General features: G+C 53.4%; 22 protein-coding genes. 10 read left to right on the top strand and 12 right to left on the bottom strand.

From position 1 onward, the window contains the following. Nucleotides 1–142 precede the first annotated feature (142 nt). Nucleotides 143–1,195, top strand: a complete 1,053-nt coding sequence (locus H8L32_RS25950; protein WP_186950766.1) for an IS3 family transposase — start codon at nt 143–145, stop codon at nt 1,193–1,195. 186 nt (nt 1,196–1,381) lie between these two features. Then, complete coding sequence (locus H8L32_RS25945) at nt 1,382–1,525, top strand: hypothetical protein (RefSeq protein ID WP_186950765.1); 144 nt, start codon at nt 1,382–1,384, stop codon at nt 1,523–1,525. Nucleotides 1,526–1,542: 17 nt separating this feature from the next. Here the strand turns inward: H8L32_RS25945 and H8L32_RS25940 are convergent, their stop codons facing one another. Then, on the bottom strand, nt 1,543–3,204 hold the full coding sequence (locus tag H8L32_RS25940; protein WP_186950764.1) for a long-chain fatty acid--CoA ligase: 1,662 nt from the start codon (nt 3,202–3,204) through the stop codon (nt 1,543–1,545). A gap of 200 nt (nt 3,205–3,404) precedes the next feature. Between H8L32_RS25940 and H8L32_RS25935 the strand changes: the two genes are divergently transcribed. Next, nucleotides 3,405–4,802, top strand: coding sequence for a hypothetical protein (locus tag H8L32_RS25935; protein ID WP_186950763.1), 1,398 nt, complete (start codon nt 3,405–3,407; stop codon nt 4,800–4,802). A 120-nt stretch (nt 4,803–4,922) separates the two neighbouring features. On the opposite strand, the gene H8L32_RS25930 is transcribed toward H8L32_RS25935, so the two are convergent. Continuing rightward, nucleotides 4,923–5,393 carry a DUF2721 domain-containing protein gene (locus H8L32_RS25930; protein WP_186950771.1) on the bottom strand — a complete coding sequence of 157 codons (471 nt, stop codon included), beginning with the start codon at nt 5,391–5,393 and terminating at the stop codon, nt 4,923–4,925. 189 nt (nt 5,394–5,582) lie between these two features. Between H8L32_RS25930 and ygiD the strand changes: the two genes are divergently transcribed. After that, nucleotides 5,583–6,359: a 4,5-DOPA-extradiol-dioxygenase gene (gene ygiD / locus H8L32_RS25925; protein ID WP_186950762.1), complete on the top strand. Its 777-nt coding sequence runs from the start codon at nt 5,583–5,585 to the stop codon at nt 6,357–6,359. An 82-nt stretch (nt 6,360–6,441) separates the two neighbouring features. Here the strand turns inward: ygiD and H8L32_RS25920 are convergent, their stop codons facing one another. Then, nucleotides 6,442–7,788, bottom strand: a complete 1,347-nt coding sequence (locus tag H8L32_RS25920) for an ATP-binding protein (RefSeq protein ID WP_230412426.1) — start codon at nt 7,786–7,788, stop codon at nt 6,442–6,444. Continuing rightward, entirely contained in the window at nt 7,788–8,513 is a 726-nt protein-coding gene (locus tag H8L32_RS25915; protein WP_186950761.1) for a response regulator, read from the bottom strand. Before H8L32_RS25915 ends, H8L32_RS25920 begins: the two co-directional genes overlap by 1 nt. A 379-nt stretch (nt 8,514–8,892) precedes the next feature. On the opposite strand from H8L32_RS25915, the gene H8L32_RS25910 reads away from it, so the two are divergent. Then, nucleotides 8,893–9,501, top strand: coding sequence for a Spy/CpxP family protein refolding chaperone (locus H8L32_RS25910; RefSeq protein ID WP_186950760.1), 609 nt, complete (start codon nt 8,893–8,895; stop codon nt 9,499–9,501). A gap of 155 nt (nt 9,502–9,656) precedes the next feature. Here H8L32_RS25910 and H8L32_RS25905 read toward each other — a convergent pair whose 3' ends face one another. The 3 genes from H8L32_RS25905 to H8L32_RS25895 form a co-directional block, all read right to left on the bottom strand. Further along, complete coding sequence (locus tag H8L32_RS25905; RefSeq protein ID WP_186950759.1) at nt 9,657–11,906, bottom strand: bifunctional diguanylate cyclase/phosphodiesterase; 2,250 nt, start codon at nt 11,904–11,906, stop codon at nt 9,657–9,659. 191 nt (nt 11,907–12,097) lie between these two features. Next, on the bottom strand, nt 12,098–13,372 hold the full coding sequence (locus tag H8L32_RS25900) for an Hsp70 family protein (RefSeq protein WP_186950758.1): 1,275 nt from the start codon (nt 13,370–13,372) through the stop codon (nt 12,098–12,100). A gap of 90 nt (nt 13,373–13,462) precedes the next feature. Further along, the gene (locus H8L32_RS25895; protein WP_222619500.1) at nt 13,463–14,776 is read right to left on the bottom strand and encodes a hemolysin family protein; all 1,314 of its coding nucleotides are present in this window, start codon (nt 14,774–14,776) and stop codon (nt 13,463–13,465) included. Nucleotides 14,777–14,857: 81 nt separating this feature from the next. On the opposite strand from H8L32_RS25895, the gene H8L32_RS25890 reads away from it, so the two are divergent. After that, entirely contained in the window at nt 14,858–16,084 is a 1,227-nt protein-coding gene (locus H8L32_RS25890; protein ID WP_186950757.1) for an MFS transporter, read from the top strand. Between the two features lie 94 nt (nt 16,085–16,178). On the opposite strand, the gene H8L32_RS25885 is transcribed toward H8L32_RS25890, so the two are convergent. Both H8L32_RS25885 and H8L32_RS25880 read right to left on the bottom strand, forming a co-directional pair. Beyond that, nucleotides 16,179–17,504: a dicarboxylate/amino acid:cation symporter gene (locus tag H8L32_RS25885; RefSeq protein ID WP_186950756.1), complete on the bottom strand. Its 1,326-nt coding sequence runs from the start codon at nt 17,502–17,504 to the stop codon at nt 16,179–16,181. A 288-nt stretch (nt 17,505–17,792) separates the two neighbouring features. Then, complete coding sequence (locus tag H8L32_RS25880) at nt 17,793–19,250, bottom strand: aminotransferase-like domain-containing protein (protein WP_186950755.1); 1,458 nt, start codon at nt 19,248–19,250, stop codon at nt 17,793–17,795. Between the two features lie 185 nt (nt 19,251–19,435). Between H8L32_RS25880 and H8L32_RS25875 the strand changes: the two genes are divergently transcribed. From H8L32_RS25875 to H8L32_RS25860, 4 genes are all read left to right on the top strand, one after another. Beyond that, a complete protein-coding gene (locus tag H8L32_RS25875) occupies nt 19,436–19,732 on the top strand; it encodes a hypothetical protein (RefSeq protein WP_186950754.1) in 297 nt (98 codons plus the stop codon). 295 nt (nt 19,733–20,027) lie between these two features. Further along, nucleotides 20,028–20,681 (top strand): site-2 protease family protein, encoded by a 654-nt coding sequence (locus tag H8L32_RS25870; RefSeq protein WP_268977655.1) that lies wholly within the window; start codon nt 20,028–20,030, stop codon nt 20,679–20,681. 188 nt (nt 20,682–20,869) lie between these two features. Then, nucleotides 20,870–21,211: a YciI family protein gene (locus tag H8L32_RS25865; protein WP_186950752.1), complete on the top strand. Its 342-nt coding sequence runs from the start codon at nt 20,870–20,872 to the stop codon at nt 21,209–21,211. A 128-nt stretch (nt 21,212–21,339) separates the two neighbouring features. After that, nucleotides 21,340–21,897, top strand: a complete 558-nt coding sequence (locus H8L32_RS25860) for a GNAT family N-acetyltransferase (protein WP_186950751.1) — start codon at nt 21,340–21,342, stop codon at nt 21,895–21,897. A 102-nt stretch (nt 21,898–21,999) separates the two neighbouring features. On the opposite strand, the gene H8L32_RS27915 is transcribed toward H8L32_RS25860, so the two are convergent. From H8L32_RS27915 to H8L32_RS25845, 3 genes are all read right to left on the bottom strand, one after another. Then, nucleotides 22,000–22,857, bottom strand: coding sequence for a hypothetical protein (locus H8L32_RS27915; protein WP_186950750.1), 858 nt, complete (start codon nt 22,855–22,857; stop codon nt 22,000–22,002). A gap of 396 nt (nt 22,858–23,253) precedes the next feature. Continuing rightward, nucleotides 23,254–23,850: a chromate transporter gene (locus tag H8L32_RS25850; RefSeq protein WP_186950749.1), complete on the bottom strand. Its 597-nt coding sequence runs from the start codon at nt 23,848–23,850 to the stop codon at nt 23,254–23,256. Further along, complete coding sequence (locus H8L32_RS25845; RefSeq protein ID WP_186950748.1) at nt 23,850–24,416, bottom strand: chromate transporter; 567 nt, start codon at nt 24,414–24,416, stop codon at nt 23,850–23,852. The genes H8L32_RS25850 and H8L32_RS25845 overlap by 1 nt, the downstream gene beginning before the upstream one ends. Nucleotides 24,417–24,562: the final 146 nt, after the last annotated feature.

Genomic DNA, 24,562 nt, shown 5'->3' with positions numbered 1-24,562 from the left:
CCCATCCTAGTGCCAGCCAAACCAGACGAATCAACGAACTGGAACGCAAGCTCATCAAGAGAGAGAATCAACTGGCAGAGTCGGAGGCATTATTGGTGTTAAGAAAAAAAGCCGCGGCGATTTGGGGAGTGGCAAAGGAAGAATGACCGCCTCCCCAGATCGCCTTGACGCTTTGCAATTGATCAATGAAGCCGTCACTGCTGGCGCACGCCAACATCTGGCTTGTGAATTGCTGGGACTTAGTGAGCGCACCGTGCAGCGCTGGCGGCACACGCCCAAGGATAGACGGCCCGATGTCATCCATCCGGAACCAGCCAATAAACTTAGCGAGCCAGAGCGGGCTGCCTTATTAATGACCACCAATCTCCCTGAGTATGCCAGCCTGACACCGCACCAGATTGTTCCCAAGCTGGCAGATCAAGGCATCTACCTTGCCTCTGAATCGAGCTTTTACCGCGTCATGAAAGCCGCTGGGCAAGGTCAACGACGAGGCAGAAGCAAGGCCCCACAGAAACGCCCTCTGACTACCCATCAGGCAAGTAGCCCGAATCAAGTCTGGTGCTGGGACATTACCTGGTTACCAACTACAGTCAAAGGACAATTCTTTTACTGGTACATGATGAAAGACATCTATAGTCGCAAGCTGGTGGTCAATGAAGTACACGAGAGAGAGTCTTCAGAGCACGCCAGCCATCTTCTGTGGCGTGGATGTCTGCGGGAACAGATAGCAGGTAAGCCACTGATACTACACTCAGACAATGGCACTGCCATGAGAGGAGCCAACATGCTCTCAGCGATGTATGACCTGGGAGTGGTACCTTCTTTTAGCCGTCCCAGAGTGAGCAATGACAATGCCTATGCGGAAGCCTTGTTCAAAACAGCCAAGTACTGCCCTCAATGGCCTGAACGGCCATTTGACACATTGGATGAAGCACGTCTATGGGTCACGCAATTTGTTGAATGGTATAACGAAGAGCATTGCCATAGTGCTTTGAAATACCTGACACCAGGACAAAGGCATCGTGGTGAGTCCAGTACTTTACTGATACAACGTGCAAGCGTGTATCAATTGGCCAGACAGAAAAATCCTTTGCGCTGGTCGGGAGAAACACGGAACTGGTCACTGGGGGACAGCGTCTATCTCAATCCAGAGAAGGTTCGTGTAGAAGAAAAGGCGTACATGAAGGCTGCTTAATTTAAATTGAGGCGACAACTACCTTGACACACACCGCTTCGCCAAAGAAAGGAATCAAAGAAAGGCGACCGCAGACTTGCCCTACGGGTGCTTACGCTGCGCTTCAGCATAATTTGTGCATCACAAAAAATGGGAAGATCCGCAACTCGCTTCGCTCAAACATCGGATCTTCTTTCTCCATTTTCTGTGACGCACAAATTACATCGTCCCAAGCGGATTAACGTCAAAAGCAACGTCAAACCCAACAGCAACGTCAAACCCAACAGCAACGTCAAACCCAACAGCAACGTCAAACCCAGTGGCACCACAACGGCAATTAAATTGCCGTAATTAGCTTGTGTTTCCCCCTATTTCTTCGCCGATTCCTTCTCCTGCAAAGTCCTCCACATCACCTTTCCCGTACCTGACTTCGGCAGGCTGTCCACGAAATCCACAAATTTCGGTACCTTGTAGGCGGCCATTTTGTCGTGGGCCCAGGTCATGATCTCTTCTGCGGTGATGTCGCTGCCGGGTTTTTTGACGATGACGGCTTTCACGGTTTCGCCGCGGTAGGCGTCGTGGGCGGAGATGATGCAGCATTCCTGTATCGCCGGGTGCTGGTACATCATGGATTCGACTTCGGCTGGCCAGACTTTGAAGCCGCTGGCGTTGATCATGCGTTTCAGGCGGTCGGTGAAGAAGAAGAAGCCTTCCGGGTCTATGTAACCAAGGTCGCCGGAGCGGAAGAATTGCTTGCCGTCGAGTTCGGCAAATGAATCGGCAGTCTTTTGCGGATCATTCCAGTAGCCCTGGAAGACTTGCGGGCCGTTGATCCAGATTTCGCCGGTTTCGCCTTGTTTCACCTCCTGCAAGGTGGTCGGGTCAACCACGCGCGAATCGACGTTGAAATACGGCATGCCCAGGCATTGTTGCTTCATGCGCTGCGGCGGGTTGAGGTGGGATGGGGCCATGGTTTCGGACAGGCCGTAACCTTCCATATATACCTGCCCTGACAGTTCCAGCAGTTTTTGTGCAATGGCAGCCGGCATGGCCGCACCACCGCCGGATACTCTGGTCAGTTTGGAAATGTCATATTCAGCCAGACGTGGATTCGACAGGAAATCGATCATCATCGATGGCACCAGCGTCCAGTTGCTGACGGCATAACGGGTAATCAGTTGCCCGGCGGCATCGCGGTCCCAGCGTGGCAGTATCACCAGGGTGCCGCCACAATAGATCATGGCATTCATGACCGATTGCATGCCGGTCACATGAAAGAATGGCAAGACGGCCAGTGCCACATGGGTGGCGACTATTGCGCCCGACCAGGTGGGGCTGCCGACGATGTTGAACATGACCGAGCGGTGATTGTGTATGCAACCCTTGGGTTTGCCGGTAGTACCTGAGGTGTAAGGCATGCAGGCCAGGTCATCCGGTCCGGCTTGATGGATGTTCGGTTGGTGTCCTGCCTGGATGGCAGCCTGCCAGCTGCTGATGCCAGCCTGGTCAGGTACTTGCCGTTCTGCTTTGATAAAATCAGGAATGGTCAGGTCAGTGGCCACATTCAAATGATCGGAGTAAGTAGCTACTACTGCATTCTGCAATGTATCATGGCCGATCAATGGTTGCAGGCGGGCAAATATCTCTTGCGATACCAGGGCTGTCCTGGCACCGCTATCGGCGATGTAATGGGCCAGCTCATCTGTCATCAGCATGGGGTTGACCGGCACCGCCATGGCATCGGCACGCAGGATGGCATAAAAGCCGATCACAAATTGCGGGCTGTTTTGCATGTTCAGCAAGACCCTGTCGCCTTTTTGCACGCCGCAGACCTGCTGCAGATAGCCCGCCAGTGCCAGCACTTCTTCATGTAACTGGCGATAAGTGATGACCGAGTCATAAAAGACGATGGCCGGTTTGTCAGGGTAGCGTAGCGCCGACACCTGCAGATTGGTATATACGCTGGCCTCAGGCGCGAGCAGATGGTGGGGCAGGCCTTGTGGCCAGTGGGCATAATGTAAAGTGTTCATATCACAGTGTCTCCGGGTTTTGGTCGGTTTTTTTATTAGAGTGCCACACCTAAAGCATTTTTGCACGGTCGTTCGCAAATAAATTCAGTCTGGTGAAAACATGAAACATTTTGTCAACACTTGGCCTAAAGGTATTGCAATTGCCAGCATGAAGCTACAATGGTGAGAATTTCTCTATTTTGTAAGTCATCGGAGTCAGCGTGTTTCAGCAAATCAAAACAGTCCTAGTCGTTTTTTCCAGCCTGGCACTGGTGGCCTGCGGTGGTGGTGGCAGCAGCAGTTCGGGCTCATCTGGCGGTACGGCTGCCAATCCCATGGCGATTTCGGTGCCTGATGCGCTGACGGTGACAAGTGGGGCGCCGCTGAGTTTTACTGGCCAGGCCAGCAGCACGGCCGGTGTCATCACGAATATGTACTGGCAGGTAGAAAACCTGACCCTGTCTGCCAATGCACTGTCCGCCGTGACCAATGCCGATTGCAAGACCATACAGAAAAGCACCAGCGGTGCAGAAGCCAGTTGTGTCCTGCAGGTGACACCGCCTGCCTTGCTAACCGCCGACTACACCTACAAGTTCACCCTGAATGCGGTCGATGTCAAAGGCAATACCGTCAAGGCGTCCACAACCTTGCTGGTGAAGCAGGAAGCATCCACCACCGCCAATCCTGTGGCCAAGATCAGCGGCAACACGACCGCCTCATCCGGTGACAAGGTCAGCCTGACCTGTGCCGGCAGCGGTGGTACACCGGCCGCCACGGGCGAGCCATATTCTTACCAATGGGTAGTCAGCGATGCTGCCGGTACGACCATTGCCCTGGCACCGGCAGATACCGCCGCGACCAGCTTTACTGCACCCGTGGTGACCGCATCTACCGCCGTGAAACTGCAATGCCGTGTTACGGATGACAAGCAAAAGGTCGGCACTGCCACCCAGACAGTCACGGTTGCTCCCATCATCAAACCAACGATCGTACCTATTTCCTACAGCGGTGGTACGGTGGTGGCAGGTGCGACGATCACCCTGGATGGCAGCAAATCGGTCAAATATGATGTCAATGGCAAAGTGGATTCCAGCACACCCATTTATTATTTCTGGAAACAGAAATCCGGCCCTGCGGTAGAGCTGTTCAATGCCTTCTCCAGCGTCGCCAGTACCGCCCTGCCCAAGCTGATCAGCACCAGAACCGCTTTCGTGTTCACGCTGAATGTGTCCAATTCGGTAATTACATCCGGCGGTTTTTCACTGGACCCGATTACGCAACTGGATGTGGTGTTCTACGTTGATCCGCTGACACCGATTTCCCTGGTGTCGTATACACCTACCCAGGTTGCGCTGTCGGGTAGTGCCGTGACTTTGAAGGTGGATGCACCTTCCAATACCGGATCAAATATTGTCTATTACAGCTGGTCGCAAGTGGCCGGGCCTTCAGTATTTATTGCCGGTGCAAGCACGGGCAATGCCGGTTTTGTCGCTCCGTCAGTGACTACCGATACGATACTGATTTTCCGTGCCGGTGGCAGTTATCAACCGATTACCGTCGCCAATCCGGCTACTGCATCCGTTGATGTCCTGGTACTGGTACAGCCCTTGCCCAAGTAAGGGGCTGCTGCTGACAGGCAATAGATAGTCGGAAAATACCAGTTGGAAAGTGATGATTGAAATGTGAAGCCCCGCCGTCTTGTTACAAGGCAGCGGGGCTTTTTCATGCAGCTTCAGTGTTTATTCACGTGCAATGATTTTATGGCGTCCCAGCTCGCGTTGGCGGGTCAGGGTCTTGGTTGCCACGAAAATTTCACGCAGGAAGTACATGAAACTGCCTATCAACGAAAAAACACCGGCAACAAACAAGAGGGCAATGGGTTTATCCAGGCTCAAACTGGTGGCGTCACCCATAAACAGAGTCGCGATGACCAGGCAGATAAACAAGCCGCATGAGGTGCTGAGCGTAATGGCCCGGTTGATCAGGTGTGAGCGTTCATACAGTTCATGCAGTTCTTCTTCCAGGCCCGGCGGGACAGGCAGTACGGCATCGTGACCGTGCAACAGGTCTTCAACCACCCGTGAACGGTCGATGATGCGCGCCAGCCGGCTGGTCAATACAGAAAGCGTAGTACCGACGCCGGTCAGCAGGAAGACCGGGGCAATCGCAAGTTGGATGATATGGCTGACATCACCTAGCTGTAAATTAATCATGTTTTTTTATCCTTAAGCTTTTTTCCGGATTTTACAGGGGAGTACAGTGTGTTGACATATTTTTAGCCTGGCTAAAAACGATGTCAACACATGTCATGGTTCTGGCTGGCAAACATACACAGGGCTTTTGGCGTATTCTGGCACTATGCTGACACTTTCGTCAGCATAGTGCCAGCAGGAGTTGCCATGTCCATATCCCCACGTTTGCCCGCCATCTTTATCGGTCACGGCAGCCCCATGAATGCCTTGGGTGACAATGACTATACCCGTGCCTGGCATGATCTTGGACAAACACTGGCACGCCCGAAGGCAATCCTGATGGTGTCTGCACACTGGATGACGCGTGGTGTAGCCGTGACGGCCATGCCCAGGCCAAGGACGATTCATGATTTCGGCGGTTTTCCGCAAGCGCTGTTTGATATCCAGTACCCGGCTGCCGGTGATCCTGCCCTGGCGGCCCGCGTGGCTGAATTGCTGGCGCCCATGACAGTGGTACAAGACCAGCAATGGGGTCTGGACCATGGTACCTGGTCAGTGCTGGTCAAGATGTATCCGCAAACAGATGTACCTGTCGTGCAACTGAGCCTGGATTTATCGCAGCCTGCCGCCTGGCATTTTGAACTGGGGCGGCAATTGGGTGCCTTGCGTGACGAAGGCGTGATGCTGATGGCCAGTGGCAATGTAGTCCACAATCTGCGCCGCATGTCACAGCAGGTGCGAGCCTATGACTGGGCGCAACGCTTCAATGACAGCATCCGCACCGCCATTCTCGACGAAGACTGGGACAAGCTGGTGCATTATGAACAGTTTGGCAATGATGCTAGTCTGTCCGTACCGACCAATGAGCATTTCCTGCCCCTGCTGTATGTGCTGGGTAGCAAGCGGCCAGATGAACGCTTGACCTTGTTTGCCGAAGGCATGGAACTGGGCGCCATCAGCATGATGTCGGTGGCGGTGTCCTGAATGCTATGGAATGAATGCTGACATGTATCTATGGAAGACAAAGGTCGGGCGCTATTGGTGCCCGCCTTCATTTGAAACAGGCTTAACTCACCTGCAAAGGTAAAGTCAGCCGTACTTCCAGTCCACCTTCTGAAAGATTGCTGAGTTGCAGTGTGCCACCGTGTTGCTGGGCGATATTCTGGGCGATGGTCAGGCCCAGGCCAGTACCGCCGGATTCGCGTGAACGCGAGGTTTCTATGCGGAAAAAAGGCTCAAATACCTTGTTCTGCAATTCGGGTGGTATGCCGCTGCCACCATCGCGTATCAGCACGTGCATGACATCGTTGGCGGCATCCTTGCCGGCTACCAGGCTGACTTTGGCGTAGTGGCCATATTTGACGGCATTGTCGATCAGGTTGGTCAGGCAGCGACGCAGGGACTGCGGCCTGGCCATGACAGTGACGCCGGGCTGACCCTGAAAGCTGACATTCTGGCCAGCATCGGCCGCATCGGCGCAGACGCTGTCGAGCAGGGAATCGAGGTCCAGCGGTTTCAGGGCTTCATTGCTGTCCATACTGCGGGCCAGATCCAGGCCTTCGCGTATCATCATCTGCATACCGGACAAATCTTCTATCAGTTTGTCGCGCAGCTCATCATCCTTGACCTTTTCCAGGCGCAGGCGCAGACGGGTCAGCGGGGTTTGCAAATCATGGGTGATGGCTGCCAGCATGTGGGTGCGCTGGGCAATATGCTGACGTATCCTGGCCTGCATGGCATTGAAGGCGCGGGTTGCCTGCAGAATTTCGGTCGCGCCTTTTTCTGGGAGGGGCGGACGGTTGATGTCCTGCCCCAGCGCCGTCGCGGCTTGCGCCATCTGCTGCAAGGGACGCATGGACATGCGTGCAATGATGAACGTCAATACAGCGATACTGGCCAGGAACAGAAACAGATACTGGATGAAGTCGGGCCGTAAGGGGGGTGCCGGGCTGCGTGGCGGCAAGACAGTCAGACGCAAGGCGGTGCCGTCATGCAGGGTGATGCCCAGTGCTTCACAGGGCAGGCGGTTAGTCTGGATGTTTTGTGGTGAACGTGGGCAAGATGCCGGATCCTGTGCCAGCGACATCACGCGAAAGGTTTTGCCCAGTCTTTCGCTGACGGCTGCTGCATATTCCGAGCGGGGTGCCTGGTCTGATGTTTCGGCGGGCAGTGTCGCTACCTGCAAACCCAGGCGTGGTGCGGTGATCAGAAAAGCTTCACGATTGTCGGCTGGCAGTGCATCCAGCGCCAGTACCAGCTGTTCAGCCCGCTCCACCGCATGCGAGTCACGGTATTGGCTAATGGTTTTCTGGCGCTCGCCAAAAGCCAGCGACCAGGTCAGCGCTGTGGATGCAACGACACCAAGCAAAAGAATGGCAAATACCCTGCCCCACATCGATGACAAAATTTTCATTATTCTTGCTCCACCGCGACGGTCACGGCCAGTACATATCCGCCATTTCTGACAGTCTTGATAATTTGTGGCGAGCGCGCATCTTCCCTTAATTTCTGGCGCAGGCGGCTGATCTGAATATCGATGGAACGATCAAACGGATCGGCATCGCGGCCATGTGTCATGTTCAGCAACTGATCACGATTCAGGACCCGGTTGGGGTGATCCAGAAAGATGTTCAGCATACGGAATTCGGCACCCGACAATGACACCACCATATCGTCCGGGCTGATCAGGTGACGTGCCGTCAGATCCAGCGTCCAGCCGGCAAATTTCAATTTTTGCAGCGCTTCGCCGGTATGCGGATTGATATTGGTCTGGATGCGCCGCAACACGCTGCGTATGCGCGCCAGCAGCTCACGCGGCTCAAACGGCTTGGGCAGGTAATCGTCGGCACCCATTTCCAGACCAAGGATACGGTCCAGCGGTTCGCCGCGTGCAGTCAGCATGATGACTGGCAGGGTTGATTTGCTGCGCAAGGTGCGGCACAGGGTCAGGCCGTCATCACCCGGCAGGTTCAGATCGAGCACGATAAGGTCAATTTGCTGATTTTGCAGGGCGGCCCACATCGCGTTGCCTTCGGCAGCGGTGACCGTACTATAACCATTATTATCAAGATAATCGGCCAGCAAATTGCGGATGTCGCGGTCGTCATCAACAATGAGAATTTTATTAGGTGTGTCCATGGGTTTCATTATGAGCCTGGTCCGTCCTATAGAAACGAAGATTTTGTATCGGCTTGTTATGATAAACCGATCAGGAAACAGTACGTAACAACAGTACGTAACATACCATCGTATGGTACTCCAGGTTGTTACACGTCGATACAAAGCGATGGCAGAACGACATTTTTGGGTTACATCTGTCGCGCAAGATACGCTCAATGTCTGAGGCAGCAATGCCGGGATGTGAGCAAAATGGGATGGGTGGCAAGCGCTGGAACAGCCTGCCTATCTGATTGGGTTCAGGTCCTGAGGGTCACGTCACAGTCAGGTTACTCGCCGTTTTGCAGTATGCCGGAGACAAGGCAGCGAGTATGTTGAGTCTCTTAAGAAAGCGAAAATTATGAATACCTTACAAAAAAAATTAGCTCTTGGTTTGACAGTTATTACGGTAGGAATTGCCGCCGGTGCATTTGCACAAAGCGCTCCATCAACACCACCAGCACCGCCTGCACCAACAGCCGCAGGTGATCACGCTGGCCATGGTCGCGCACCGGCAGATCCGGCCAAGTGGGCCGAAAAAATGAAAGAGCGTACGGCCAAGCATCAGGCAGAACTGCATGATAAATTGAAAATCACTGCGGCGCAGGAACCTGCCTGGAAAACCTTTACTGATGCGATGAATCCTGGCACCTTGCCAGCCCGTCCGGATCATAAGGAACTGGCAAAACTGAGCACACCAGACCGCATGGAAAAAGGTCTGGAAAAAATGAAAGAGCATCTGGCAAAAATGCAGACGCGTCTGACTGCACTGAAAACTTTCTATGCCGTGCTGACACCTGACCAGCAAAAGATTTTTGATGAAAGCCATCGCCGTATGGAATCGCGTATGCGTGAACGTATGTCACAAGGCGACCGTGGTAATGGTGGTCCGGGCGGCCCTGGTGGTCCTGGCCATGACATGCACCGTGATGGCGGTGGTCGTCCACCAATGGGCGACAAGAAAAACTGAATTCCGGTTTATCTATATCGTTGAATCACATGCAGACAGGCAGCAATGCCTGCCTGCATTTTTATTTTGTGGATCGGGAAGACGCTACAGTGCGGCGTACCATTGGTCTTGATACCTGACTGCAAAGGGTGAAACAGGCATTTTACGTCAAGTATTTACTGCGGACGCATGCTGTTGCCCTTGGTGTGTATCCATTCAATCAGTTTGTCTTCCAGCATGGGGCGACCAATAAAAAAACCCTGGCCTTCATGACAACCCATGGCTTCCAGGGTCTTCCAGTGGATGGCATGTTCCACCCCTTCGGCGATCACTTGCAGGCCCAGCTTTTTACCCAGCTGGGTGATCAGTTCGGCAATGCGCGGGCCTTCCGGGGTATCAATCTGGTTCACAAAGGCACGGTCTATTTTCAGCCTGTCCACCGGTAGTTTGTCGAGATAACTGAGGGAAGAAAAGCCGGTACCAAAATCATCAATCGCAATGTTGACCCCCAGGTTTTTGAGTTTGCTGAGCTGGGTTTCAAACATGGCGGCGCTGCTCATGGTGACTGATTCAGTAATTTCCAGCTCCAGGTTGGACGGGGCCAGACCACTGTCTTTCAGGGCTTTTTCGACGATATCGATAAAATCATCCTGGCGGAATTGTATGACTGATACATTCACCCCCATGCGCTGCGGAGCAATACCGGCTTTTTGCAATCGGATCATCATGAAACAGGCGGTACGCAATACCCAGGCACCCAGGCTGATGATCAGACCGGAATATTCAGCCAGGGGAATGAAATCGTTCGGCGGTATCAGCACCCCATCGTCGGTGCGCCAGCGTATCAGGGCTTCCAGGCCGGTAAATTGCCCGGTTTCCAGATCTACCTGTGGCTGATACATGAGGAACAGGCGTTCGGCATCAAAAGCCTTGTGCAGATGCTGCATCAGGGTGGCGCGTTCACGTATTTCTATACCCATGGAACGGGTGAACAGGGTGCAACTGCCGCGCTGATGTATCTTGGTGCGCTTCAAAGCGATACTGGCATCTTTCAGCGGTTCGGCGCCATCGCCGTGATAACCTTCCAGCGCCACCATGCCTATGGACATGGACACCGAATGTGCGGTGGCTTCTATTGTAAACGGCAGGCTAAACAATTGCCGCAAGGTCTCGGGTTCGAGCAAGCCCTGGTCGCCCAGCAAGCCGAATACATCGCCCGAGATACGGGCAAAGAATACCCCCTCGCCCAACTGGTCGCGCAAGCGGTCGGCCACGGCTTTCAGCAACAGGTCGCCATAGTGGTGACCGAGCACATCATTGATTTCAGCAAAATCGTCGATGTCCAGCAATGCCACCATTTGTGCCGGTTGATTTTGTTCCAGTGCCGAACTGATCTGATCGATGAATTTCAGGCGGTTTGGCAGCTTCAGCAACTGGTCGCGGTAAGCGTGGTTTTTAAGCTGATTGACCAGGCTCAGGTTATCCAGGCAGACCCCGAGATTGGCGCAGAATACCTCCAGCAGGTCACGGTTGATGTCTGACAGCGGGAAAGGCAGATCGACATAAGCCGCCAGTGGGCGGTTGCCACGTCCGGAAAAATACAGCGTCATGCTGTAGGGGCCAAACAAGGGTTCACGTCTGGTCAGCACGTGGCGCAAGGCCTGCCGTATCTTGGTATTGTCGATTTTTTCTATCGGACAATTCATCAACTGGCTGTAATGCCCGGCCGAGGCAATCACATTGAAGATTTCGGGTGTTGCTTCTTCATCCATTTCATTCAATTCACCCTGGGCGCACAACAGGCCTTCGGGCGGGACGCCACACAGCGCGGCAATCTGGGTAATCACGCCACTGGCAAATGCCTGGATGCCATGATCAAAGGTGAACGCTGCGCTGGAAGTGATGATCTGGTGCAGGCCACGGCGGCTGGCATCTATCGTGCGTATCTGTTCATACGAACGGATGGCGGCAGTCAGCGAAGTCAGCAGCTTCTTGCGTGTCAGTTCATTCTTGGTTTTGTAGTCATTGATGTCATAGTCGCGTATCGCCTCTTCTTCCGGCGCATAGCCGGGCTGGCCGGTACGCAGGATGATGCGGGTATCTGCCCAGCCCAGTTCGTCGCGGATGAAACTGACCAGCTCCAGGCCGGCATGTTCAGTTTCCATGACTACGTCCAGCAAGACCACGGCGATATCGCTTTCTGTTGCAAATACCCTGCGGGTTTCGTCTTTGGAATAGGTGTGGATGAATTCCAGCGGGCGGTTCAGTATCTGTACATACTGGAGAGCAAAGCAGGTGGTGCTGTGGACATCTTCATCATCATCGACGATGGCCACTTTCCAGCTGCGCACAAGCCGGGGGTCTCCGGAGATATCTGCCGTATCTTCTATGATGAACAGTTCATCATCATCTTGCACATTCGACATGCCTTCTCCGGATAGAAAAGTTCATTATTGCAATCTGGGATTGATACCTCAGGGCTTACATCATGGATACTTGCTTCTATGCATTCCAGTATAGTGTAAGTTTGCCGCTGCAAGGGCAGGAAAAAATACCCTCTTTGTTTCACCAGCCACAAATTATTGTGAGCAATAGTGAAACAGAAAATCCCTGTGTCTCAGGCAAAACGGCGTGCAGCATCCAGACCCAGGCCTGCACCGATGCTGCCAAACAGATCACCCTCGACCTTGCGTGCGGTCGGCACGATACTGGCAATTTGCTGGCGCAAGCCACGTACACCGCTGGAACCGCCGGTAAAGAAGACGGTATCGACCTGTTCGGGCCGGACCTGGGCAGCTTGTAATACGCTGTTGACGGTATCGCCTATCTGTATGGTCAAATGCGAAATGGCAGTTTGCAAGCTTGCCTGGTCCAGTTCCAGCAGGCAGGCTGCGGAACTCTGTTTGCTGCGGAGTCGGTCCAGCGGCAGACTGATGGATTGTTGATCTGATAATAATATCTTGGCTTCTTCAGAGCGGATTGCCAGCCAGTGGCCATCGCGTTCTTCCACCAGGCGCAGCAGGCGTTCGAAGCGCAGGCGCAGATCGGCATTGTTGATGTCGCGATAGACTTCCTGTAATTCACGCCAGACTTTTTGTGTGTAGGCCAGGTTGATGGTGTGCCAGGTGGCAAGGTTGAAGTAATAGCTGGATGGCACCTCGATTTGCGTACCCAGCCGTCCGCCCAGACCAAGCAGCGGCATGACATGGGTCAGGCTCAGGTATTTGTCGAAATCGGTGCCGCCAAGGTGGACACCGCCATTGCCCAGGATGTCGTCCTTGCGCTCAAGCTTGCTGGCGCGTTGCGGTGACAGGCGTACCAGGGAAAAATCGGAAGTACCACCGCCGATATCGGCAATCAGGACCAGTTCTTCCTTTTCTATGCGCGATTCATAATCAAAGGCGGCAGCAATCGGTTCAAACTGGAACTGTACTTCCTTGAAACCGGCAGCGCGGGCAATTTCTTCCAGCGTATCCTGGGCCAGTTGATCGGCCTTGCTGTCGTCATCGATAAAATGCACGGGGCGACCCAGTACGGCGCGGTCAAAATGGGCACCGGCCGATTTTTCCGCGCGTTGCTTCAACTCGCCAATAAACTGTGCCAGCAGGTGGCGAAAAGGCAGGGCCTTGCCTTGTACTTCAGTTTGCCCATCCATCAGGCTGGTGCCAAGCAGGCTTTTCATGGAGCGCATCAGGCGCCCTTCATAGCCAGCCAGGTAATTGCTCAGCGCAGCTCTGCCGTAAGTGACTTCATCGTCTTCGACATTGAAAAATACGACCGATGGCAGGGTGACTTTGTCTTCTTCAAGGTGCAACAATGCTGATTGGCCTGGACGATGCCAGCCTACCGTTGAATTCGAGGTACCAAAATCTACTCCACATGCTTGCGACATGAAACTTCCTGATAAAAAACCAAAGACTCAGAACACACTGTTCCAGCGATTTGCCCGGCGGTGCTGCCGGACGGGATGATGACCACATGCTCAGACAGTATGTATGGCGTCGTGGGAAGACATACGCACTACCAGTAACTGATCAATCCGGTAATGATCAATATCGACGACTTCAAACTTGTACACCCCGACCATGACGTAATCGGTGCGCTTGGGTATCTTCTTCAACATGGTCATCATGAAACCAGCGATAGTCTCATAGCTGCCCTGCTCAGGCAAGGCATCAATATCAAGGGCGCGACAGACATCTTCTATCGTCGTGGCACCATCGATCAGCCAGGAACTGGCATCACGCTGGACGATCTGGTCTTCCATGAAAGGATGGACCAGGTTGCCCATCAGCGTACTCAGCACGTCATTGAGGGTGATCACGCCCACTACCAGTGCATATTCATTCAGGATGACGGCAAAATCTTCGCGCGTCCCCTTAAACTGTTCCAGCATTTCTGACAGGGTCAGTGAATCCGGCACGGCCAAAGCGGTGCGTATGGATAATTCCTGCACCTTGGAAAATGCCTGGTCGGTCAGTACGCGCTTAAGGATATCTTTCGATTCGACATAACCGACCACATTGTCGATATGACCATCGCACACCAGGAACTTGGCATGTGGATGCTCGGCGATTTTTTGCCGTATCACCACATTTGTATCCTGCAGGGTGAAGAAGACGATGCTGTCGCGCTGCGACATGGCTGACGGCACGGTGCGGCTTTCCAGCTCGAACACATTGCCTATCATATGGTGTTCGCGTTCTTGCAGGACCCCGGCTTCGGCACCGGCATCCACCATGGCATAGATTTCGTCCGAGGTAATTTTTTCATTTCTTTCGGTAGGCAGATTCAGCATGCGCAGCAGCAGGTTGGCCAGGCCGTTGAAAACCCAGACCAGCGGTTTGAACAGCCGCACGCACAAGAGCATGGGGGCGACCACCAGCATGGCCACGGCTTCTGGTGAAATCATGGCAATTTTCTTGGGCATGAGATCGGCAAACAGGATGAACAGCGAAGTCACGAACAGGAAGGACGTGACGAAACTGGCTGTTTCCACCCAGTTGTTGAGTCCGACGATAGAGATGAACAGCCTGGAAATATACGGCGTCAGCGCCTGTTCACCCAAAATACCACCAAGTATGGCGACCGCATTCAGTGCGATTTGCACCACGGTGAAAAAATGCCCGGGTTCCTGTTGTAATGCCAGCACCTTGGCAGCGCGCAAATCCCCCTCTGCTTCAAGTATTTGCAGTTTTACCCGGCGTGCGGCGGCCAGCGAAATTTCTGACATGGAAAAAAATGCACTGATGGCAACCAGCAGGGCAATGATCAGAAAGTGGTCAAACAAAGCCATATTGTCCTCTTGGCGACTGTATCCAGCGGTAATCATATACTATTGCGCTTTGATTATTTCGCCTGAAAGTCAGCAGATATGATGAATCCTGAGCAGGTTGATGCGTCCAAACCGCTACCGACCAATGTGCGTTTTGTATTGATTACCGTATTTCTGGATATTCTTGGCATAGGGCTCATCATTCCCGTCTTGCCACGCCTGGTGGGCAGTTATATCGGCCAGGCTGACAGCCAGGCCTACTGGTATGGGGCCATCGTCGCCATTTATGGTGTCATGCAGTTTGTCTTTGCACCCATGATAGGTGCACTCAGCGACCGTTTTGGCCGTCGCCCGGTATTGCTGACCTGCGTATTTGGCCTGGGCCTGAATTTTCTCTTGCTGACCCAGGTCACCAGCATTTACTGGATGCTGGTGGTGCGCGCCATCGGTGGCGTGACTGCCGGTAACCTGTCAGTCGCCAATGCCTACATCGCTGACGTGTCCAGTCCGGAAAACCGCAGCAAGGCACTGGGTAAAATAGGTGCCATGTTTGGTCTGGGTTTTATCTGCGGCCCGGTGATCGGCGGCGTGCTGGGTGAGGCCCATATCCACTATCCGTTTTACCTGGCGGCTGCGGTATCGCTGGCCAACGTGGTGTACGGTTATTTCTCTTTACCTGAATCGCTGGCGCCCGACCATCGCAAGGCTTTCCATATTTCTGCTGCCAATCCTTTTGCCGGTCTGCGTGGTTTGTCGCATCTGAGTGGTGTCGGTGCCCTGGTCTGGGTGTATGCACTGACCATGTTTGCGCAATTTACTTTACAGACAACCTGGGTCTTGTCGACCGAATTGCGCTTTGGCTGGACGCCGATGCAAAACGGCTTGTCGCTGTTCATGGTCGGTATTTCAAGCGTGCTGATGCAGGGCGTGTTTCTGGGCCGTTATATCAAACGTGTGGGTGATGCCAATGCCGTACTGATTGGTCTGGCTTCTTCTGCCATTGCCCTGACCATGTATGGCCTGGCGAATCAGGGCTGGATGATGTATGTGCTGATCTTGTGTAATGTGCTGGCATTTGCTGCTGGTCCTGCCTTGCAGGGATTTTTCTCGCGTGCCGTGGATGCGCGTTCGCAAGGTATTGCCATGGGTTCACTGACTGGGCTGGCCAGCATCATGAGCGTGTTTGCAACCCTGATAGGAACATCGCTGGTGGGGCAGGTCAGTCACCTGGACAAGGGCAGTGTCTTGCTGGGAGCGCCCTTCTTTCTGGCGGCTACCGTGCAGGTGATGGCGCTGACGCTGGCGATGCGGCATTTGCGCAAAGCGTAATGAGAAGGAAATAACAGCAGGGTCAACAAAAGCAAAAAAGCGGACTTCAAGTCCGCTTTTTCATTGTTACTGTTTGCGTCAATACGCGTCAATATCAACGCTGATTTGCCATGTGCAGTTGTGTCTTGTCCAGCACCAGTTCAGGGTCATCGGCTTCTTCTGCTGATTCGTTGTTCAGGCGCTTTTGCATTTTCAGGATATCGACATCATTGCCCCATTTACCGACGACGATGGTGGCGACACCATTCCCGATCAGGTTGGTCAGGGCACGTGCCTCCGACATGAAACGGTCTATGCCCAGGATCAGTGCCAGGCCAGCAACCGGGATGCCACCAACAGCGGACAACGTTGCTGCCAGCACGATAAAGCCACTGCCGGTAATGCCTGCCGCACCTTTTGATGTCAGCAACAATACAGCCAGCAGGGTGACTTGCTGCATCAGCGTCATCGGTGTATCGGTGGCCTGGGCGATGAAGACGGCAGCCATGGTCAGGTAGATCGAGGTGCCATCCAGATTGAAGGAATAACCGGTAGGAATCACCAGGCCCACCACGGATTTTTTCACACCCAGATTTTCCAGTTTTGCCATCATGCGCGGCAAGACTGATTCTGAAGAAGACGTACCCAATACGATCAGCAATTCTTCCTTGATGTATTTGATAAATTTCCAGATGCTGAAGCCGTGCAGTCTGGCGATGGTGCCAAGGACCACGAAGATGAAGATCAGGCAGGTAGCATAGAAGGTCCCCATCAGGTAACCCAACTGCACCAGCGAACCGACACCGTATTTACCTATCGTGAAAGCCATCGCACCGAATGCACCGATGGGCGCTGCCTTCATGATGTAACCAACGATGACGAACAGCACATGCGAGAGTTTTTCAACAAAGTCGAAAATCATTGTGCCGCGACCGCCAAAACGATGCAGTGCAAAACCAAAAAATACCGAGATCATCAGCACTTGCAGGATTTCACCTTTGGCAAACGCATCCACCAGCGTGGTAGGAATAATCGCCATCAGGAATTCTGTCGTGGTCTGCATCTTGCCGGGACCAGCATAGGCCGTCAGCGCCTTGGTATCGAGTGTATGCACATCGATATGCATACCGGCACCAGGTTGCACCAGGTTGACGATAATCAGGCCGACGATCAGTGCCAGGGTACTGACAACTTCAAAGTACAGCAGGGCCATGCCACCGGTCTTGCCAACTTTTTTCATGTCTTCCATGCCAGCGATACCGACCACGACAGTACAGAAAATGATCGGAGCGATCATCATCTTGATGAGTTTGATAAAGCCGTCACCCAGCGGCTTCATGGACGCGCCGGATTCAGGATAAAAATGGCCAAGCAACACGCCCAGAATAATGGCTGAGATGACTTGGAAATAGAGGGACTTATAGAGGGGCTGAGATTTCATCCTTGGTCTCCGTTGGATGTCATTAAATCCCGCTTTTCTGAAAAAGATTTTGGCGGGCAAGACGCGGAATTGAGTTCCGTCGATGGCGCCATTATCGAAAATGCCGCTGGGATGCACAATTGTGGCTTTCCACAGCTTCAGCCGGATGCACGAAAAAGAGGCATCCGTAAAAATTGTCACGGCACTGACTACAGCATAGTACGCAGATGGTGGTAACTCAACCGCAGGAATTGTGCATTTGCAAGAGACCAGGCGGCCATTTAAACGCCTATTTGAGTGCCCAATAAGTCAGGCTGCAATATGCTGTTTGAGATGAGACTTGTGCTGGATGATACGGCCCAGGGTGCGCATGGCATCATCCAGGTCCTGGGTATAGGGCATGCCGCAGTTGATGCGCAGGAAATGATCAAAACGATTTGAATTTGAATACAGCAAGCCCGGTGACACCAGGATGCTTTGTTCCAGTGCAGCATCAAATACCGCCTTGGATGAGGTATTGGGCGGCATTTCCACCCAGATCGATACGCCACCGGCAGGCGTGTTCATGCGTGTGCCTTCGGGGAAATAGGTGGCGATGGCTTCTGCCGTTCTTTCCCTTTGCTGGGCCAGGGTGCTACGTAGTTTCCGCAGGTGGCGGTCGTAGGCAGATGACAGGATGAAGGTGGCCGCAACGATCTGCGACAATTCTTCGTTGTAGCGGGTATGCGCATATTTGAGCATGTTGACACGGGCTTGCCAGCGTCCACCCAGTATCCAGCCCACACGCAGGCCAGGTGCCAGTATCTTGTGCACGGATGCGCAAAAAATCACATTGCCGCTATGGTCCCAGTGTTTGAGTGCGGTCGGTATCTTGTCACCATCCACCAGCGTGCTATACGAATCATCTTCAATCAGGGGAATCTGCTGCGCTTCGCACAGGGCCACCAGCCTTTGCTTGTGCTGTTCCGGCATGATGCTGCCGAGCGGATTCTGCAAATGCGGTACCACCACCACCGCCTTGATATTGTCATAGGTGCGCATTGCCAGTTCCAGCGCTTCCAGTGAAATCCCGGTGCTGGGGCTGGTGGGGATTTCCAGCGCCTTCATGCCCAGGCTTTCCAGTACCTGCAACAGGCCATAAAAAGTGGGCGACTCGACGGCGATGACATCGCCAGCCTGTGCCACCGCACGCAATGCCAGGTTCAGCGCTTCTATGCAGCCATTGGTGATCACCACTTCTTCTGCAGAAATACTGATGCCGCAATCCAGCGCACGTTTGGCCAGTGCGGCTTTCAGTTCACGGTTGCCACCGGGTGAGATCGGTTTGGTCAGCAGTTCAGGATAGCGCCGCAGCGTACTGACGGTCAGGCTGCGCAGTTGCTGGTGAGGGTACAGGGCCGGGCCGCCAGTTGCGCGTGCCAGATTGCATTTGACTGGTCGTTGCCCTTGGGAAATGATTTCAGATACCCGTTCATGAATACCGACAAACTGTGCCGGGTCAATCAGCTTGCCCACTGTTGGTTCCTGCGCCGGTATCAGCCGCGCCCGGCGTGGCTGCCGCACGAAATAGCCGGACCGTGGACGTGCCTCCAGCCAGCCTTCGGTTTCCAGATGGCGGCAAAGCTGCAATGACGTCGACAGGCTGACACCATGCACCTGCATCAGCTTGCGCACCGACGGCATGCGGTCGCCCACTTTCAGCGTACCGCAACGTATCGCATTCAGGTAGTGGTCGGCCAGTTGCCGATAAAGCGGGATGGTTTGCATAGTCTCATCATGAGATGTTTAAGCCGTCGTGCACAGATACAGTTTTAGCCTATCTGCACGATAACAGATTATAAAACGATTGTCTGATGCGATACAGATAGACTTTTTCTGTGTCTGTGCGGCCTGCCCGCCAGGATCTATCCTGAAAGCCACATCAACCATTTGAATTCTTCAGGAACATCATCATGCAATGCCACAAAATCCAGCAAGGCCAGCGCCTGCAATGCCTGTTAGTACCGGGCAGCAGCCTGCGCGTGCAATCCGGCAAGCTACAGATACAATCCGCACCCCAGTTTCTCGAAGGCGTGGCCTGGCAAGTGGATACCCTGCTCTGTGCGGGCATGTCTTATCAACCGCAACACCACGGCTGGGTAGACGTGCAGGCGCTGGAAGCGAGTGAATTACTGATACAGCAAACCGAGGCTGCTGGCTGGTTGCAGAAGTTGTCGCGGGCTTGGCGTAGCGTCTGGGTTTTTGCGTAGCGGCAAATCAGCTGGTTTATTCCCATATCATGCCCGGCTGTCTGGCAATTACCGGGAGATAGCGTCATTGATAGTCATTGAATATCGCATTCAGTATTGGTCAAGCTGTGATGACAGCTGACGTTCAATATACAGACATCCCCTGCCAATATATGATGCATATTTTTCCAGAGTCTCTTCTGTCATTTATTTTCCTTTCTGTCAGCGCATGTTGAGCTATTGATCTGCAGAGTTGGCTGGCGCAGTACAATTTCATGCAATCGCCATCATCTACTTCATCGATACGCTATCAGTCATGCTCAATTTTTTCATCATTATCGTCATCTGTAATGCCCTCCACATAATGAGCATTGCAGCAGCAGGGCGGGCCGCTGGTGTCAGGATAATGGCAATATCCATAGGCCTGGGGCCGGTACTGATAAAGCACAACGGATTTATCCTGAAGCTGTTACCAATAAATGGCTATGTCAAATTTCTCGATTCACGTGCTTGTGACGTCAGCGACAATGACCTTCCATTCGCATTTGATCACCAATCTATAGCGCGACAGATCATGATTGCCCTTGCTGGTTGCACTGTTCATCTGGTGTTGGCTGTGGTGTTAGTTGGTGCGAGTGCCTGGCATGACTGGATCGCGTTTCCGGTGCAATATGTAGTGGGTGCGCTGTCACCGTTCGACGACGCACAAATCCTGCTGCATGAGGCTGGTCGCCTGATTGATTCATCGACATTTCTGACGCTGATGGGCATCGTCGCAGCAAAACTGGCCGCTTACCATTTATTTCCAATGGTTGGTTTCAATGGCTGGCAAATTATCATCACACTGGCGCAACACCTGGGCCTGAATAAATTCGCCCCTGACTTGATCTACAAGGCGGATGCCTTCTTGACTATCGCCACTTCCCTGTCCTGGTGCCTGGCTATCGCGTACGCCGTCCGGCCCTGGTAGGCATGGCAGAGGGTTTCTCCGGTCAGGCGGGTATTGCAAACTGACAGAGGAGTTTTCAAACAGGTTCAGAATACAGAAACAGAAAAATATTCCGGACTATATGTCGAATTCCGCTCCCGCCGTTCGTCTATGTACTGAAGCCTGGGTAGTCGCCCGGCTGAAGACCGTTACCATAGATTGGAGAATTCATGGCACAGTATCTGGTTGCTATTCACCACCCCGACGACTACGACCCTTGTATCGCAGAAGACGAAGCGATGTCCCGCGATATTGATGCGCTCAACGATGAAATGGTCGCTGTTGGTGTCAGGATTTTTGTCGGCGGCCTGCACCCCGCGAGCTGTGCGACCTCATTACTTGCGCTGCCTGATGGCGAGTTGTGCATTTCCCGCGGCCCGTATCTGGAGACCAGGGAGCATATGGGCGGTTTCTGGGTACTGGAAGCCGCTGACATGGATGAGGCCCTGGCATGGGGTTGCAAAGCTGCTCTTGCCTGTCGTGCACCGGTCGAGGTGCGTCCGTTTTTTTGACGAAGCAATCGACGGCGATCATGGCGAGAGCAAATTTTCTAACCGTCATTGCGCACAGACTTTATCGCAGTTCTATCCTGTCATGCGCGGTTATAATTTGCTCACTAATCTTTGCCTGAAAGTCTTAAATGCCCGCTTTTGACCAAGTCACTATCGACACTCCGCGCCTGCACTTGCGCCCCTTGTGTGTGGATGATGCTGCTGACATCCTGCGGATACGCTCCAATGCGGATGTCATGCTTTATATGAGCACGCCGCCATGGACAGACATCGCCCAGGCGATTGCCATGGTTGAGCGTGACCTGGCCGCCATGCCCAAGGGCGAATTCTTGCGTCTGGGATTGATACGCAAGACTGACCAGGCTTTCCTCGGCAGTTGTACCCTGTTCCATCTTGATGCCGGTTGTTGTCGTGCCGAAATCGGTTACGACATGGACGCTGCAGTCTGGGGCCAGGGTTATATGCATGAAGCCCTGGTCGCTTTGCTGAACTACGGTTTCAATGACATGAACCTGAACCGCGTCGAAGCTGACATTGATCCGCGTAATCTGGGTTCAGCCAAATCACTGGAAAAACTGGGCTTCATCCGCGAAGGCTTCTTGCGCGAACGCTGGATCATAGACGGCGTGGTGTCGGATACGGCGCTGTATGGTTTGCTGCGCAGTGATTGGCTGGCGCAGGAGTGAGATTTGGTAGTTTGGGATTTAAATGCCGGGTGTCACAATCTCTGTTATTTTTACTTGTGACTTACCCTGGATTACATGAGATGCAAAGCAATTTGCTTTGTCCTAAGGAAAAAACTCCTTCAACAAGAAGCTTTCCAGTTCAGCGCTGTCTTCCAGGCGGGCTGATTTGCGGACGACCTGGCCCAGGCGTCTGGATTCCCAACTGAAATCGCCCTTGTATTCCATGCGTATGATTTCTATCATGCGGCGTACGACGGCCAGGTGGACGTCACCGCCCAGGCCGGCATCGACTTCAAAGAACTGTTTGCCGCCAGAGGGAATGGAACGGGTATTCCAGCCACGGAAAGAGAAAGATGCCATCCGGGTGCTGGTGCTGATCAGTTCAAACACGCCACTGCCGCCCTTGCCCTGGGCTTGCTGCATGCTGCGGCGGACATTGGCTTCTGCCACTTCTTGTGGCGACATGCCGCGACCTGCCTGACGCGCACCTTCGTTTTCCTGGGCGGCTGCGGTTTCGGCGGAACGACGGCGTTCACGGGCAGCGTTGACCATGGCCATCATGTCCATTTCTGGAGGTGCATTGACCTGAGGTGGTGGTGGCTGCACGATAGTCGGTTCGGTGACGGCGACCACGGGCGGCAGTTTAGGCTGGGTGATGGTGTTTTTGGTTGGCGGGGTACGGGCAGGTGTCGGCTGCACCTTTTGCTTTTTCGGTGAAGTGGCCTGTTTGGGGGCCAGTGTCGTTTTATCCATCAGCAAGACGATGGGATTGTCCGAACCTGCATTTTCGCCCTTCTTTTTCTTGAGGACGCTCATGTTCAACAGGAAATAAAGCAAAAGCGCATGGATGACCAATGCCAGCAGGATGCCGAACATGCTGGCAGGACGAAACCGGATGTGCAAATGAACTTCACCCGGTAGGGAAACTTCATCTTCTGGCGCTTCTATACTCAACTTCATGGGCAGTGAACCGGTATGCGGAATTTCAAGGTGGCAAGCATACCTCAAACTATGCTTAACGCCTGTAACAAAGATTGTCTATGGTGGGTATTTCTATTTTAGACCACCTGACGGAAACCGGAAGTGTAACAAATGCTGCCGTCAGTTTCATGTTTATGGCTGCTTATCGCATAAATATAAGTAAAATCCCTGCATCTCCTTATAACTGCTTACAAATCTGTAATGGGATTGTGGGTGGTTTACTCTAATGGCGAAACCTGTAATCCGGTCAGAGCGGCCTGCGCAAGCCAGTCTGATTTTCAGGTGGAGCTAAAAATGGATGGACACTTTACAAGTGTTAAGACAGACCGTCATTTTGGTTTTTTTTGTGATCAATATGTGTCGTGGGGTGCTACTTCAGATCAGGCCAAACCAGCCAAGAATGGCGCCTGCGCCCAGCAGCCATAACAGATGCAGACGGGTACGCCATACCACGACAGTACAAACCAGCGTCAACACCCACAATGGCCAGTCTTGCGTGGCCTTGTCATGCGATGCGGCCATAATCCAGCCGGTGGCCAGCAAAAGGCCGATGACGATGGGTGCCAGTCCCAGTTTGAATGCGCGCACGCTACGCAGTTCACGGTTGGCATGGCCCCAACTGGCGGCCATATAGGTCAGCGTGGTGCTGGGTAACAGGATGCCGGTCATGGTGACCAGCACGCCCAGCAGGCCGGTCCACATGCCGCCGGCATTCATGCCTACATTCCATCCCATCAGGGCGATGAACAGCACATTCGGGCCCGGTGCTGCCTGGGCAATGGAGACGGATGCATTGAACTGGGCATCTGTCAGCCAGCCCTGTTGCGCCACCAGATAGCGATGCATGTCTGGCAGGGTGGAAACGGCACCGCCTATCGATAACAGCGACAGCATCATGTAATGCAGGAACAACTGTAGCCAGTCATTCCAGTTCATGGAAATCTGCAAGACGGTGTGGGCGGTATCCGGCATTATTTCAGTCTCCGGTACACCAGGGTAAAGGCCAGGCTACCCAGTACCAGCAGGACATACGCCAGTGGCAGACGGAACAGGGCAATGCCGACAAAGCAAACTGCACTGAAAGCCAGTGCCACATATTTGCCCATGGGGTTATTTTTTAATGCCGGCACCAGTTTTAATGCGGTGGCGATGATCAGACCGGCGGTGACAGCACTCATGCCGCGCAAGGCACCGACCACGCTCGGGTACTGGGCAAACTGGGCATAGATGACTGCCAGTACCAGTACAAGCAACAGCGGGATGGACAGCATGCCGGCCAGTGCCGTCATGGCACCCGGCAAACCAAAGTGGCGGTGGCCTATCATCATGGACAGATTGACGACATTGGGGCCAGGTAATATCTGCGCCACGGCCCAGTCTTCGACGAATTCTTCCGAGGTCAGCCAGCGCTTGCGCTCCACCAGTTCACGCTGCACGATGGCGAGTACACCACCAAATCCTTGCAATGCCAGCAGAGTAAATGAGATATACAAATCCGTAAGGGATGAGGGCCGCTGGCTCGTTGGTTCAGTGGACATGGTGGTGGCAGCCTGGCGGCTGTTTGGTATTGAGGCAGGCCTCCATTGTAAAGCAGCAGAGGAAATGCTGCTGGGCAAAATGGCTTGCTTGTTTTGTAGCCAAATAAGCAGCTAAATAAGCCGCTGAATCAGTCACTAAATAAGCG

It is taken from the genome of Undibacterium hunanense (assembly GCF_014284335.1).
GTDB lineage: Bacteria > Pseudomonadota > Gammaproteobacteria > Burkholderiales > Burkholderiaceae_D > Undibacterium > Undibacterium hunanense.
The sequence above is the reverse complement of the archived record's forward strand: the minus strand, read 5'-3'. Positions and strand labels throughout refer to the sequence as shown.